The 14,824-nt window shown below is 60.0% G+C and carries 15 protein-coding genes; all 15 read left to right on the forward strand.

The features are described 5' to 3' along the window. The first annotated feature begins 21 nt into the window (after positions 1–21). The 15 genes from lpxK (at position 22) to LDN12_RS16060 (ending at position 14,654) form a co-directional block, all read left to right on the forward strand. Positions 22–1,101: a tetraacyldisaccharide 4'-kinase gene (gene lpxK / locus LDN12_RS15990; RefSeq protein WP_374045092.1), complete on the forward strand. Its 1,080-nt coding sequence runs from the start codon at positions 22–24 to the stop codon at positions 1,099–1,101. A gap of 47 nt (positions 1,102–1,148) precedes the next feature. Beyond that, the gene (locus tag LDN12_RS15995) at positions 1,149–1,343 is read left to right on the forward strand and encodes a Trm112 family protein (RefSeq protein ID WP_223923651.1); all 195 of its coding nucleotides are present in this window, start codon (positions 1,149–1,151) and stop codon (positions 1,341–1,343) included. Continuing rightward, a complete protein-coding gene (waaF, locus tag LDN12_RS16000; protein WP_223923652.1) occupies positions 1,340–2,392 on the forward strand; it encodes a lipopolysaccharide heptosyltransferase II in 1,053 nt (350 codons plus the stop codon). The genes LDN12_RS15995 and waaF overlap by 4 nt, the downstream gene beginning before the upstream one ends. Then, on the forward strand, positions 2,385–3,461 hold the full coding sequence (locus LDN12_RS16005) for a hypothetical protein (protein WP_223923653.1): 1,077 nt from the start codon (positions 2,385–2,387) through the stop codon (positions 3,459–3,461). The genes waaF and LDN12_RS16005 overlap by 8 nt, the downstream gene beginning before the upstream one ends. 2 nt (positions 3,462–3,463) lie before the next feature. Next, the gene (locus LDN12_RS16010; protein ID WP_223923654.1) at positions 3,464–4,234 is read left to right on the forward strand and encodes a glycosyltransferase family 2 protein; all 771 of its coding nucleotides are present in this window, start codon (positions 3,464–3,466) and stop codon (positions 4,232–4,234) included. Between the two features lie 185 nt (positions 4,235–4,419). Continuing rightward, positions 4,420–5,535 carry a putative lipopolysaccharide heptosyltransferase III gene (gene rfaQ, locus LDN12_RS16015; protein WP_223923655.1) on the forward strand — a complete coding sequence of 372 codons (1,116 nt, stop codon included), beginning with the start codon at positions 4,420–4,422 and terminating at the stop codon, positions 5,533–5,535. After that, entirely contained in the window at positions 5,532–6,845 is a 1,314-nt protein-coding gene (locus LDN12_RS16020; protein ID WP_223923656.1) for a glycosyltransferase family 4 protein, read from the forward strand. Before rfaQ ends, LDN12_RS16020 begins: the two co-directional genes overlap by 4 nt. Then, positions 6,842–7,573: a bifunctional 2-polyprenyl-6-hydroxyphenol methylase/3-demethylubiquinol 3-O-methyltransferase UbiG gene (locus tag LDN12_RS16025; protein ID WP_223923657.1), complete on the forward strand. Its 732-nt coding sequence runs from the start codon at positions 6,842–6,844 to the stop codon at positions 7,571–7,573. Before LDN12_RS16020 ends, LDN12_RS16025 begins: the two co-directional genes overlap by 4 nt. Positions 7,574–7,590: 17 nt before the next feature. Further along, entirely contained in the window at positions 7,591–8,697 is a 1,107-nt protein-coding gene (locus LDN12_RS16030) for a glycosyltransferase family 1 protein (RefSeq protein ID WP_223923658.1), read from the forward strand. Beyond that, positions 8,694–9,857, forward strand: coding sequence for a glycosyltransferase family 1 protein (locus LDN12_RS16035; protein ID WP_223923659.1), 1,164 nt, complete (start codon positions 8,694–8,696; stop codon positions 9,855–9,857). The genes LDN12_RS16030 and LDN12_RS16035 overlap by 4 nt, the downstream gene beginning before the upstream one ends. Positions 9,858–9,870: 13 nt before the next feature. Continuing rightward, complete coding sequence (gene wecB / locus LDN12_RS16040) at positions 9,871–11,013, forward strand: non-hydrolyzing UDP-N-acetylglucosamine 2-epimerase (protein ID WP_223923660.1); 1,143 nt, start codon at positions 9,871–9,873, stop codon at positions 11,011–11,013. After that, positions 11,010–12,065 (forward strand): lipopolysaccharide heptosyltransferase I, encoded by a 1,056-nt coding sequence (gene waaC, locus LDN12_RS16045; RefSeq protein WP_223923661.1) that lies wholly within the window; start codon positions 11,010–11,012, stop codon positions 12,063–12,065. The genes wecB and waaC (LDN12_RS16045) overlap by 4 nt, the downstream gene beginning before the upstream one ends. Before the next feature lie 177 nt (positions 12,066–12,242). Continuing rightward, positions 12,243–12,854, forward strand: a complete 612-nt coding sequence (locus tag LDN12_RS16050; RefSeq protein WP_223923662.1) for a DUF4254 domain-containing protein — start codon at positions 12,243–12,245, stop codon at positions 12,852–12,854. Beyond that, complete coding sequence (gene waaC / locus LDN12_RS16055; RefSeq protein ID WP_223923663.1) at positions 12,851–13,846, forward strand: lipopolysaccharide heptosyltransferase I; 996 nt, start codon at positions 12,851–12,853, stop codon at positions 13,844–13,846. The genes LDN12_RS16050 and waaC (LDN12_RS16055) overlap by 4 nt, the downstream gene beginning before the upstream one ends. Before the next feature lie 37 nt (positions 13,847–13,883). After that, entirely contained in the window at positions 13,884–14,654 is a 771-nt protein-coding gene (locus tag LDN12_RS16060; RefSeq protein WP_223923664.1) for a ThiF family adenylyltransferase, read from the forward strand. Positions 14,655–14,824: the final 170 nt, after the last annotated feature.

Genomic DNA, 14,824 nt, shown 5'->3' on the forward strand with positions numbered 1-14,824 from the left:
GTTTGTCAGGGTGGACATATTATCGGCTCTTTCCCCACATACTGGCGCAGCGTCGCCACCGGGTCACGACAAGGGCTTTCAGGGCGCCTGCCCGTCCTCGTCTGTTCTCCTCTTGCCCTCGTCTATGCCTGCATCCAAAGTATCCGCAGCATTCTGTACCAAAAGCAGATCCTGACGGCCAAACGTTTGCCCCGGCCGGTGATCTCGGTGGGCAACATCACCGTGGGCGGCACCGGGAAAACGCCTGTTACAGCCTTCATCGCCCGCTTTCTCATCGACCGGGGCATGAAGGTGGCAGTCCTGTCGCGTGGATACGGCGGCGCCATGGAGGGACAGACCGCCATTGTCTCCGATGGCTGCACGATCCGTCTGGATGCCGGGCAGTGCGGCGACGAACCGTACCTGCTGGCCTCCACGGTGCCCGGCCTGATGGTGGTGATGGGTACCGATCGCCATAGGGCCGGCATGCTGGCCATGGAACAGTTGTCGCCCGATATCTTCCTGCTGGATGACGGCTTCCAGCATCTGCGCCTCCGGCGCGATCTGGACATCCTGTTGCTGGATTGCGCACGCCCCTTCGGCAATGGCTGGACGCTGCCGGCCGGGCTGCTGCGGGAGCCGAAGAGAGCCGCGGGACGGGCCGACCTGGTCATGTACACCCGGTGTCCCCAAGGCTACCCTCCTGCACCCCTGGCGGGAAAACCGGTCTGCTCCGCCCGCCATCGCCTGGGCGACGCCGTGCCCCTGGCGGGCGGGCCGCCGGTCTTCTTCGACAATCTGCGGGGCAGGAAGGTTCTGGCCTTTGCCGGGATCGGGGAGCCTGAACCGTTTTTCGGGGAACTGCGCACTCTGGGACTGGATGTGGTCCGCACCATCCCGCTCCCCGACCATGCCGCTTATACCCCGGCCCAACTGGCCGGGCTGGCGACGACCTTCCGGGCCTGCGGCGCCGACAGCGCCATAACGACGGAAAAGGATGGGGTGAAACTGCGCCGTCTGGCGCCGGAGTTTGCCGACAGGGTCATGCTTGCCCGGCTTAAACTCGTCATTGACGATCCCACCCCCTTGACGGACCTGCTGAGTAATTTGCTTCAAAAATAACCGCTCCTGTGTCAAAATAAACAAATTTATTACAGGATAGATACACGATGTTGCCCGAACAGTTACAATCCATACTCGCCTGTCCCGTCTGCAAGGGGGAACTCTCGCCGTTTGACGGGGGCAGGTACCTGTTGTGCCGTCCCTGCGGCCTGAAATTTCCGATCCGTGACGGTATCCCGGTCCTGCTGACGGACGAAGCCGAAGCAGTGACGCACCTCGATCACGGCAAGGATAGCCAGTGAAACTCCCGGAACACAACAAGGTCCGTCGCATCCTGATCCGCGCGGTCAACTGGATCGGCGATGCGGTCATGACGACGCCGGCCATCGGCGCGGTGCGCGAATTCTACCCTCAGGCCGAGATCACCGTGCTGGCCAATCCCCTGGTGGCGGAGGTCTTTTCGCCCCACGAGTGGGTGGATAAGGTGATGGTCTTCGACCGCAAGGGAGCGCATCAAGGGGTTCGGGGAAGGCTTCGGCTGGCTGCCGAATTGCGAAAGTGCTCGTTTGACATGGCGATCATTCTGCCGAACTCCTTCGATTCGGCCCTGGTGCCCTGGCTGGCGGGCATACCGGTCAGACTCGGCAAGGGCAGCGACGGCCGCAGCTTGCTCCTGACCGGCCGCTATTCGGAAGGTGAAACGTCGCCGCTCCGCCATGAGGTCCAGTATTATCGCAACCTGGTGCGCCATTTCGGCATTATGGGCAAGGATGTGCTGCCCCGCCTGTGCACCACGCCGGAGGAAGACCGTGCCGTAGAGGCCCTGCTGGCAGGGCAGGGCATACAGGCAAAGGACAACGTGATCGGGATCAACCCCGGTGCAACCTACGGGTCGGCCAAAAGATGGTATCCGGACCGGTTTGCCGAGGTTGCCGGCCGGATTGCCTCAGCGTGGCGGGCGCGGATCGTGATTTTCGGCAGCCTCGGAGAGGCGGGCATTGCCGCCGACATCGAGCAGCGTCTGGAAGGTGGTTGTCTTAACATTGCGGGCAAGACCACCGTGCGCGAACTGATGGCGCTTATCAAACGCTGCAATTTCATGGTGACCAACGATTCCGGCCCCATGCACATCGCCGCCGCCTTTGGGGTGCCCCTGGCGGCTATTTTCGGGCCGACCGACCACACCGGCACCGCACCCTATACCGTCAAGGCGACCATCGTCCGCAAGGGCGTGGCGTGCGCCCCCTGCAAATTGCGGGAGTGCCCGACCGACCATCGCTGCATGACGGCGGTTACGGCGGACGATGTGGTTGCGGCGGCGTTGGCCTTGGTGGAAAAGCGTCATGGCTGACCGCCTCCATATCATTGAGCCGACGCTGACCGGCGAGGCCGGACACTGCTTCAGTTTTGTGTCGAGCCTGATCAATGCCGCCGGGGACGCGCCTTTGACCGTATGGTGCGGCCGCTCGGCAGAGGTGACCTTTCCCGCAACGGTCCGGGTCAACCGGTTTTTCCTGCGCAAGATACGTCGGTTGCAGGCGTTGTGGCTCTACCGTAAGCTGTTGAAGGGGCATGAACGCATCTTTGTCCCCACGGCCGGCAGGACGGATCTTGTGCTGCTCGACCTTGCGGCCTCAGGCCAGATCGCACCCGGCAGGGTCTATGTCTATATCCACTGGTTCAGGCCTTCCCCGGGCAAACGCGCCCAGCTGGAAAAACTGGCACGCCGCCAGCCGGAAATCGTCATTCTGGCGCCCACCGCCTCCGTTTGCGAAGAACTCCGTTCGGTCGGTTTCAACCGGACCCGGCTTGCGCCCTATCCCATAACGCCGTGCGAGGCCGCCGCCTGCGCTACGGCGGCCCAGGGGTTCAGCCACCTGTTGTTTGCCGGCGCAGCCCGCCAGGACAAGGGCTTTCCGGCGGTCGTGGATCTTGTGGAACTGCTGCACGCCAGAGGGGATTCCCTCCCCGTCACCCTGCAAACCTCGGCGGAGCATTACGACAAGTATGACGACGCCACCCGGCAGGCCATCGGGCGGCTTGAAGGGTGCGGTTATCCCCATGTCAGACGCGTTGCCGAAACCCTCACTCAAGCCGACTATCAGGGCCTGTTCGCGGGAGCGATCTGTCTTCAATTGTACTCCCAACAGGACTTCCGCGACCGTATCAGCGGGGTTACCCTGGATGCCCTGACGGGAGGCAGCCCCGTCATCACCCTGACGGATACGTGGATGGCGCGGATTGTAACCAGGTACGACGCGGGGCTGGCGATCGATACGACAGAGCCCGAGCGCGTGTACCAGGCGGTGACGCAGGTGATGGCGGATTACGACAGGTATCGGGACAATGCCCTGAAGGCGGGGCGGGAGTTGCAGATGCACAATAGCGCTGAACATCTGTTTCACGAACTGGGGATCTGACCATGGCGGAGAATGGTGTGCATACTCCCTGCCCGTTGTCGGTCGTCGTCATCGCCAGGAATGAGGCTGAACGTCTGGATGACTGTCTGCAAAGCGTGTCGTGGGCCGACGAGATCGTGGTGGTGGATTCGGGCAGCAGCGATGCCACCCGTGAGGTCGCCCGGCGTTACACGGACAAGGTGTTCGACGTCGCCTGGCGCGGCTTTGGCCCGCAGAAACAGGCGGCCGTCGATCTGGCGACCAACGACTGGATTCTCAACATCGATTGCGACGAACGGGTAACGCCGGAACTGTCTGCGGAGATACAGGGGATCCTGGCCTCGGATAACGCCACTCAGGCATATTCCGTGCCGCGCCGGACGTTTCTCGGCACCAGGGAGATCAAGCATTGCGGCTGGTATCCCGACCGCACCGTCAGATTGTTCAACCGCCGCAGTGCGCGTTTTTCCGACAGCCTGGTGCATGAACGGGTCGTTGCGGACGGTCCGGTTGCCCACTGCCGGGGACATCTGCTCCACTATTCCTTCAGCGGGATCGGGCCGCTTCTGACCAAGCTCAATTACTACAGCGACCTTTCCGCCCGCCAGATGTTCGAGCAGGGGAGGCGGTGCACTCTGTTCGACCTGACGGTCAGGCCCCTGTTCGCTTTTTTCAAGACGTACGTGTTGCGGCTGGGATTGCTTAACGGTGTTGAAGGACTGGAGATTTCGCTGACCACCGCTCTCCTGACGTTTACCAAATACGCCAAGCTGCGGGAAATGGCAAAGAAATGAGTTCATTGAGGTTGTTGTCCCCATATGGAGGTTGGTGATGAGGGCCTCCGGTTTCATCTTTGTCAAAAATGTTGTTTTGCTGGGATCTCCGCTGGTGGAATCCTCTCCATTCTTCTGATCGTCGATGAATACGTGGTGCACTACGATGAGGCCGCACCAATGCATACGGCACTATGAAAGGTTGCATGAAGTCCTTACCTGAATCGATACTTATCGTTAATATCCGCCTGATTGGCGATGTGATCCTGACAACCCCCCTCATCGGCCTATTTAAGGAGGCCTATCCGGGGGTGGCCATAGATTTTCTAGTCAATCGAGGTACGGGTGAATTTCTGGAGAAGGACCCGCGGGTGCGAAGGGTCCTTTATTCCGACAGCAGGGGGACCTCCGCCGGCCGCAAAAAGAACAGCTATCTGATAGATATATTTCGCCGCTACGACATGGCGGTCAATATGAATGCCTCTGACCGGGGGAACATCGCCGTCCTTCTGGCAGGGAGGCGCTGGCGCGCCGGCTTGTATTTGGGGGACCGGTTCTGGCAGGATATCTGGAAAAAGATGCTGTTTACCCACCCGATCGACTATCCCTATCCGATCCACGTAGCCCGCGTTTGTCAGGTCGTAGCGGAAAAGTTTGGTTTGAGTGTTGACAAGCTGGAAGCAAAGGTTTTCTGGGATAAGCATGACGAAGAAAAGGTCGGCGCCTTATTGAGACATCAACAGGTCGTTCAGCCCTACTTCGTCATCCACCCCTTTGCCCGCTGGCGGTACAAGTACTGGGACTTCGAGAAGTTTGCCATGGTGAGCGATGCCATTGCCGAACGTTACTACATGCAGCCTTTATGGACATCCTCTCCCGACCCGGCCGAGAAGAGCGCGCTGGAGCAAGCCGCCGCCCTCTGCCGCACCCCGCCTGCCCTGGTTTGCGGCGAGTTGACCCTGAACCAGATGACATATCTGATTTCCCGGGCGTTTTTGTATGTCGGGCTCGACACGGCGATCAGCCACCTGGCCGCCTCAACCGGTATCCCCATGGTGGCGCTGTATGGCCCGACGATTGCCGATGTGTGGTCACCCTGGAACAATAGCGGCCCCCTAGCGCAGCAATGCCCGTTGCCCCGGGGGAAACAGCGCACCGGCAACATCATTGTCATCCAGGGTGACAGACCCTGTATCCCGTGTGGCCGGTCCGGATGCGACGATCAGGGGGGGGAAAGCCCGTGTCTGCTCGAGATCGGGACCGATGAGGTTCTGGCCTCGGTAGCGGAGTTGCTCGGCCCGAGCCAGGGAGAAGGCCGGTGAGTGATGCCTTGGCAAAACAGTGGCTCGTGCTGTCCTACTTTGCCGGTATTGACGGAATGGCTTGCTCGCAACATATTGATGATCGTCTCCCCCTGCTTCGCAAACAGGGAATCAGGCCGCTTCTTTTAACCGGCATATGCGGCAAGCCTCTGCTGGATACGACCACGGTGCGGGTGCCGTCGCTCGGCCCATCGGGCATCCGTTTTGAGTTGCGTCATCTACAGCGGAGAATGCGGTGGCTGAAACCTGTTTTGGGAACGCTGAACCTGCTGCTCCTGCCGTTTTATCTGCTGGAGAAGTTGCTCATCGACCTGGATAGCCAGTGGTCGTGGTTTCCCCTGGCGATATGGAGCGGTAGCCGACTTTGCTACCGGCATCGGCCCCACGTGATCTATTCTACCGGCGGGCCGGCCAGCGCTCATCTCGCAGCGGCCGTCATCGCCCGTCGCCACGGCATACCCTGGATTGCCGAGTTTCAGGACCCGCTGGTGCATGGAGACTGGCTGCGCAGCAAGCGGGCTTTCAAGATATTTTCCTGGTTGGAGCGCTTTGTCTGCACTCGGGCCGATGCCGTCATCTTCCTGACCGACGAAGCGCGGAAACGGGCGGACGAAAGAACCGGCCTCGGCAAGCGGGGGTGGTGCGTTTATCCCGGCTCGAACCCGGCCGCCATGCCGCAGGTCGCTTATGAAAAGGGGGATTTCTGCCGCTTCGCCCACTTCGGCTCCCTCGGCGGTTCCCGCAATCTCAAGGTGTTCCTTGAAGCGCTCGGGGAGGTGCTTGCGGAACGCCCATACCTTGGGAATATTGTTAGGCTGGATGTCTTTGGGACGTGCGACCGCTTGTCGTTGCGGCTGATCGAAGCGTTTCCGGTCCAGGGTGTTGTCCGCTACCATGGGCGGATTTCCCGATCCGACTCGCTTGTCGCCATGAAACGGTGTGATGTTTTGCTCCTGATCCAGAATACGGAAGAGTTCTCGGCCGAGACCATTCCGTCGAAAACGTACGAGTACTTTTTTACCGGCCGTCCGATTCTAGCGCTGGTTCACAAGAATCCCGAGCTTTGCCGGATGATGTCGCAACTCGGGCATACAGCCGTCAAGGCCGACGACTCCGAAGACGTCAAGGGGGCGATCACCACTCTGGCCGACCGCTGGTCCGCCAATTGTTTGGAACCGGCGGCCGGCGGCGGTTTTGAGGTCGAGTGGGCGGTCGACAGACTAATCAGTATCGGGGACGGTATCGTTCAACAATCCGAACCGACAGCAGGTGTCTCCGCGCTGGTTCGAGAAAGCAGGAATCATTCGTGATTGATTCATTGTTGCGGCAGCACCTCGCCGGTTTTCGTGCCAGCCGCTTGCTGGATGTCGGGCCCGGTTACAACGCCTTCGGCCGCATTGCCGCCCACGTCACCGGCGCCGGCTCGGTGACGTACATAGACTGCAACCCAGATGTTATCGCCTGGCAGGCGGAGGAATGCCGCAAGGAAGGGCTGACGGCGGAGGGGCTACTTTTTTCGCTGGAGCCGGCCGCTCTTGGAGCGCTTTCCGGCCAGTACGACCTGATCCTATGCCAGGAGGTATTTGAACACCTCTCCAATGCAGAGGCAATCCTCACCGGTTTGGTGGACCATCTGGCCCCAAGGGGGCGTATGGTCGTCACCGTGCCGACTAAGGGTTCCGAGCAGTGGCTGAAGCGGATCAATCCCAACTATATGAAGAATGATCCCTACGGTCATGTGCGCGAATTCGATGAGGCGGGGCTCCGGCGACTGCTCCGGGAAGCAGGGCTTCAACCGCTTGTATTCCTGCCGACCCAGCCGCACTACTTCATTGCCCATACGTGGTTTTTTGGCACAAGGATGCAGGTTGAAGAGTCGACGGGCAAGATTCTGACAAAAGGGATTCGTGGTTTCGTAAGCAGGAAGCTTTTCAATCTGAGCAAGAAACTGTTTTGCGCCACCGGGTTCGAGCGATGGGGCCGTCTGTTGCCGCGCAACTACTTCGTCGTGGCCCACAAGGTCCGACCGGACGAATGACCACGGGAATATGAGACATGAAAATCCTTTTTGATGCCACGGTGCTGGAATTGCCCTTCACCGGCATTGCCAAGACATCCCTGATGCTCTATCGGGAATGTCTTGCCCAGAGGCCGGAGGCGACCATAACAGGCCTGCACCGCAAGCCATTGGCGGGCATTGCCCCGCCGGGGATATGCATGATGCGCTGCGGAAGGTTCTTTTCCTCCAGCCGCTGGCGGTTATCCACCCTTCCCCGGCAGGTGGCGCGCCAGGGGGCGACGGTGGTGCACTTCCCCTGGAACGGCTGCGTACCGGAAGGTTTGCACGGCTGCACCATCGCCACAACCATACACGACATCCTTCCCCTGGAGATGCCGGGTAGCTTTAAGAATGACCAGGATGAGCTGCGCTATCGCCGCGATAAGCAGCAGGATATCGCACGATCCCAGATACTCTTTACCGATTCGGCGTATTCGAAGCGGCAGCTCATGGCCCAGTTTACGTTGAACAGTGAGCCGGTTGTGAACTATTTCGGCCCGACCCTTGATTCCACAGGTGATGCGTTAGAGACGAAGAGCGCTTCCGAGCCCCCGTATTTTCTTTACCTTGGCGGGTATGATCGTCGCAAGGGAATTGTAGAACTGCTTAAAGTCTTCCTGGAGTTGCACCGCCTGCAGAAACTCAGGTGCAGGCTGCTGCTGGCCGGAAAGGCCCATTATTTTTCCGATGAGCTGAAATTACTGATTGATGAGGGGACACAAACCGGGGCTGTTCGAGAACTGGGATATGTTCCTGATCCTGAATTGGCCATTTTGCTCCGTAATGCCCTGGCCCTGGTTTATCCATCACGTTTCGAAGGTTTTGGCCTGCCGCCATTGGAGGCGATGCACGTCGGCTGTCCGGTGATCACCACCGCCTGCACCTCTATACCGGAAGTATGTGGAGATGCTGCCCTGTATGTCGATCCGTGCGACAGCAGGGGGTTTGGTGAGGCGCTGGTGGTTGTTCAGGATGATGAAGCTCTCCGCTGTTCCCTGAGGGAGAAGGGACGGCGGCAAGCTGTAAAATTCTCCTGGGAGAAGACCGCAGCCACATTTCTCCGCGAAATCGATGGATACAGGAAGTTGAAAGGGACGCCATGATCATTGCATGCGAACCGGTCTGTCATGGTTTTGAACATGCGCTTGTCAATGCAGCGATGCTGTCGGTCTTTGCCGAGGCCTTTCCTGACCAGGAGATTCTGTTCCTGGCAGATCAGGGACACATCGGCTGTGTCGCATCAGACCCCATCATCGGTACCAGGGCGGGAATCGCCTTTGAATCGTTGTCCCTGCCCGCGCGCAAATCGTCGGGTCCCGAGCGTTTCAAGCACGAATTCTCGGTGGTCGCCACCCTCTTTGAGACCGCGGAGCAGCGGGGGGCCTCATTGGTGCTGTTCACCTGCATCAGCGACGAAACGCTGCGCGCCATCAAGCTGTTGATCCCACGATTCCCGCGGATCAGGTGCGCGGCGGTGCTGCACGGGGTCCTGGCGTCGATTCTGAAACGCCCCTCTCTGTTCCCCTGGAAGAACCGGAACACCTTCCGCACGTGGTTTTTGCAGCAAAATTCTCCGCAACTGACCTATATCCTGATGGGGGATTCCATCGAGCGCGAACTTGTAGCGCGTTTTCCAACCATGGCACCCCATGTGGCGAGTATCGACCTTCCGTACCGGTTCGTCCAACCCTACGGACATGAACCGTTCGCGAATCGGACCGTTACTTTCGGTTCTCTGGGGGTTATCCGCAAGGCTAAGGGGTCCGATGCCTTCCTGCGGCTGGCAAATGAGGTGGCGGCATCATCTCGCTCTTGGAAGTCGCGCTTTATCTGCGTAGGTCCGGTCATTGACAAGAAACTGCGCAAGTTGCTCGGGACGGCGGTAACGGTCCCGTCGCCGGATGCCCCCCTTTCGGCGGACGATTTTGCCTTCCACGCCCGGCAGATTGACTACGCGGTATTTCTCCACGGCGCGGATGCCTACACTCTTACCGCAAGCGGGGCGCTGTTCGATGCCTTTTCGTACCTCAAACCGCTTATTGCGCTCAGGAATCCCTTTTTTGTCTCGTATTTTGAAAAGATGGGCAATATCGGATATCTCTGCGACAGTTACGAGGATATCAAACGGGTCGTCAGGGGGATTCTTGACAATCCCCCCGTTAATGAGTATATGCTCCAGCGGCAGGCTTTACTGAAGGGGAGGGAACAGCTTGAGATCAGTGTCCTTGCAGCCACCCTGCGCGACAAACTGACACGAGGATGAGGCGGTAGCAACCATGAAAAAAATCCTCTCCATATTCGGCACCCGCCCCGAGGCGATCAAGATGGCGCCGGTGGTTAAGGAACTGGAACGCCATCCCGGCCGGTTTCAAAGTCTGGTCTGCGTCACCGCCCAGCACCGCGGGATGCTCGACCAGGTGCTTAATCTGTTCGACATCCGTCCCGATTATGATCTGGACATCATGCGGCCGGGGCAGGACCTGTTCGACATCACCGGTAACGTGCTGCAGGGGTTGAAATCTGTCCTGGCTGCCGAGCGTCCCGACATGGTGCTGGTGCATGGCGATACCACTACAACCATGGCGGCGGCCCTGGCGGCCTATTACTGTCGCATCCCGGTCGGCCACGTGGAGGCCGGCCTGCGTACCCACAACAAATTCGCCCCTTTCCCGGAGGAGATCAATCGCCGGGTAAGCGGAGTCCTGGCCGATGTGCATTTTGCCCCCACCGAGGCCGCCCGGCGTAACCTGCTGCGGGAAGGGGTGGCGGATGGGGCGATCCACGTCACCGGCAACACGGTCGTGGATGCCTTGCTTTCCGTTGTGGAGCGCATCGACACCGATCCCGGACTCCGGGGCACCTGTGCCGAACGTTTCGACTTCCTCGACCCGGCCAAGCGCCTGATCCTGGTGACCGGCCATCGTCGGGAGAACTTCGGTGAAGGATTTGAGAATATCTGCCGGGCACTGGCGGATATTGCAACCGCGTTCACCGACGTGGAGATCCTCTATCCGGTCCACCTCAACCCCAATGTCCAGGAACCGGTCAAACGCCTGCTCGGCACCCATGCACTCGGCAACATCCATCTCATCGAGCCGGTGGACTACCTCCCGTTCGTCTACCTCATGAATCGGTCCCACCTCATCATCACCGACTCCGGGGGCGTGCAGGAAGAGGCACCCTCCCTGGGCAAGCCGGTGCTGGTCATGAGGGACACCACCGAACGCCCGGAGGCGGTGGCCGCCGGGACGGTCGTGCTGGTCGGCACCGACCGGGAGAGGATCGTGTCGGAGACAGCTCGCCTCCTCAACAATGACCATGACTACCGCATGATGAGCCGGGCTCATAACCCGTACGGCGACGGCGTTGCGGCAGGCAGGATCGCGGACATCCTCCACGGCATGGGTGGCGATAATTGAACGTCCTGATCATAAAAACATCTTCCCTCGGTGATGTCATCCACGCCTTGCCGGTCATAGATTACCTGCATCAGGTGTCACCCGGCATCGAAATTGATTGGGTAGCCGAAGAACAATTTCTTCCGGTGCTGGAGCATAACCCCGGCCTGCGGCGCATCTTCGCCGTCAGGACGAAGAAATGGCGCAAGGCCCCCTTTTCCGCGGAGACCCGCAGCGACCTGAAGGAGCTGCGGAAGGGGTTGCGCGAGCGCCCCTACGACTTGGTGTTCGACATTCAGGGTAACCTGAAGAGTGGCCTTATCGCCTGGCTTAGCGGCGCCCGCGAACGGATTGGCTTCACCAGGGAGGTGTTGCAGGAAAAGGCGAACGCCCTTTTCACCACACGCCGCATCCCGTTCCGGGACTGCGACCGCAACGTTACCGACCGCTATCTGCGCGTGGTCAGCGTCCCGTTCGACCGGGATTACCGAGGCATGGAACTGGCGGGTGCCATCTTCTCCTCCCCTGAGGATGAGGCGGCTGCGGAACGCTACCGTGCAGAGTTGCCGGAGGGGTTGGTCATTCTTTTTCAGGTCGGGACCACCTGGAGCAGCAAGCTGTGGCATCCCGAGGGATGGACGGAGCTGGCGCGCCGGATTGTGGCCCGGTACCCCGGTGCGACCATCCTGATAAACTGGGGCAGCCCCGACGAGAAGGCCATTGGGGAGCGGATCATCCGCGAGGTGGGCGCTGCGGTGCGGCTTCTCCCCTGGCTGCGCATCAGGGAACTCATCCCGGTGCTCAGGAGAATGGACCTGGTTGTCGGCGGCGACACCGGGCCGGTATACCTGGCCGCAGCAGTCGGTACGCCCACGGTCTCCTTTTACCGGGCTACCAGCGCCGCCACTTACGCCCCCCAGGGAAAACGGCACCGCGCCGTTCAGGCCGACATGGAGTGCGCCCCCTGTTACCGAACCTCCTGTGACCGGGACGGGGAGTGCCGCAACAGTATCTCCGTGGACGCCCTTTTTGCCGCGGTAACGGACTTGATCGAGCCTGCAAACGGCAGTTAGGCCACGGAGTCGCGGAGGCACAGAGGCCCACAGAGAAAAACAAAACTATTGTTGTAAAACCGCTATCAAGAACCGTTGTTTTTTTGCTTGCCTTACTCCTGATTTTCTCTGTGTCTCGGTGACTCTGTGGCAAATGATTTTTCAGGTTGAATTACACCAGAATGGAAGGGATGCACCATGTTGACCAAGCTGAACCTGACCGGGCTCGAGAACGCCCTTGACCGCTATCTGAGCTATTGGCACACCGACCCTGCCACCTATGATGCGCTGGAGATCCCCATCAGCCCCATCGCGCTGGAGTTGGCCTACCGCAACTATCTGTTGTGGCACGAGGAGGACAAGGCGCGGCGCACCGACGTGGACGACAGCGCCATTGCCGTCGTCAAACGCGCCATCGACAGGCTCAATCAGCAGCGCAATGATCTGATCGAGAAACTCGACGAGGCGATCCTGACGGAGGTGTCTGCCGTTGTTCCCGAGCAGGCGGCGGACAGGATCAATTCCGAAACCCCCGGCAGCATCGTGGACCGCATTTCCATTATGTCGCTCAAGATCTATCATATGGACGAAGACAGCCGTCGCGAGGATATCGACGACGCCCACCGGCAACGCTCGCTCCACCGCCTGTCCGTGCTGAAACTCCAGCGCTATGACCTGTATGTTGCCCTCGAGCAACTTCTGGCCGATTATGTGGCGGGCAGGAAGCGGATGAAGCTCTACAAGCAGTTCAAGATGTACAACGACCCGACCTTGAACCCGGAACTGTACCGGACGCGCAGCCAGGGATGAAGGTCGCTTTTGTCAGGCTCACCTCGCTGGGGGATATCATCCTCGCCATGGCCGCGTTGCAGGTCGTGCGCCGCCACCTGCCGGAGTGCCATATTACCTGGGTTGCCGAGAGGCGTTTTGCCGATATCCTCGATTATAACCCCGACATTCAGCGGATCATCCGGGTTGACCTGAAAGAACTGAAAAAAAAGAAATCCCTGTCCGCGGTGCGGACCGAGTATCGCCGTCTCGCATCATTCGGCGATTTCGATGTTGTCATCGACCTGCACGGTATGTTGAAGTCGGCCGTCATAGCCGCTTCCCTGGGCGGCGTCCGGTACGGGTTCGCCCGGCAGATGATCAAGGAACCGTTGGCCGGCCTGTTCTATAACCGCTCGGTCCCGGTTCCGCTGGACCTCCCCGCGGTGTGCCGCTACACGACCCTTGCCGTCCGGAGTCTCGGCCTGGACTTCCTGCCCGACGAATTGTGCCCCCCAAAGCCGTACCTGTTCTGGGGAGCTGACGACGGCGCGGCCACGGATGGTTATTTTGCTGCGGACAGGCCCAACATCCTGTTTGTGCCCGAAACCAGCGCAAGCTACAAAAACTATCCGCCTGAGAAGTTTGCCCGGATCGCGAACCTGTTGCAGGGAAACATCGTCATCTGCCACGGCAACCAGCAGGAGTTCCTGACCGCTTCCCTGATCGCCGAACGCGCGCCCCATGTCCGGGTCTTGCCCCGCTTGAACCTGAACCAGCTCAAAGCAGCGGTGGGGCGTTGCGATCTCGTCATCGGGGGGGATTCGGGGCCGACCCACATCGCCTGGGCCTGCGGGGTTCCCTCCGTCACCCTGTTCGGAGCCACACCGGTCTGTATCTGTCCCACCACTAAAAACCGGGTCATCAAGACCCTCTCCAAGGTCAACCTCCGCAAGCATGACGCCACGGACCATTCGGTCCGCGACATCCCCGAGGATGTGATCGTGGAGCAGGCGCGGGAACTTCTGGGATGACGGGAAGCAAGCATTTCGGCACAAGGAGGATGTACCCGTGACACTCCACAGGTTTTCCCGCACCGAACTCCTGCTAGGGCCACAGGGGCTCGATACGCTTCGCCGGAAACGGGTCATGATCTGCGGCATCGGCGGGGTCGGCAGCTATGCGGCCGAAGCCCTCGGCCGGGCCGGGGTCGGTTCCATCACCTTGGTGGATTTCGACGACATCTGCCTGACCAACGTCAACCGCCAGATCCACGCCCTTTCCAGCACAATCGGCGAGCCCAAGGTCAATGTGATGGCCGGGCGGCTGCGGGACATCAATCCTGATGCCGAAATCGTCCCGGTGAAAGCCTTTTTCTCCGCGGAGAATGCCGCGGAACTGCTGACGCCGCGGCCTGACTATGTGCTGGACGCCATCGACCATTTTACCGCCAAGGCCGCCCTGATAACCATCTGCCGCGAACAGGCCATTCCGGTCATCTCCAGCATGGGGGCGGCCAACAAACTCGACCCCACCAAGATCCACGTGGCGGACATCGCCGCCACCCGCAACTGCCGCATGGCCCGCAGCATGCGCAAGATACTCCGCAAGGCCGGCATCCAGAGCGGCGTACAGGTCGTCTACTCAACCGAGGAACACCGGGAACTCAACCCCCAGGCCGCCTTCTGCGGTACGGAATGCATCTGTCCGAACCGGGAGGAACAGGCCTTCCGTTGCGAGAACCGCCGCGTGATCCTGGGCAGTATCTCCTTCATTCCTTCCATCTTCGGCCTGACCATGGCCGGCGTCGTTGTCAACGAACTGCTGAAACAGGAACATTGACCACGTCCCCCCAAAAGGCCTGCGTCTCCCGCATAGTTAGCTCGTACTCGTCATCCCGGCCCCTTGATGGAGCCCCTGCCATACCTGCTTTGCCGTGCCTCGGCACCGGCCCGAATATCCCGGAATTGCCTCCCGCGATCAAGCGCGCGGGATACGAAATACTTTTGTAG

Source organism: Geobacter sp. AOG2 (assembly GCF_019972295.1).
Lineage (GTDB): Bacteria > Desulfobacterota > Desulfuromonadia > Geobacterales > Pseudopelobacteraceae > Oryzomonas.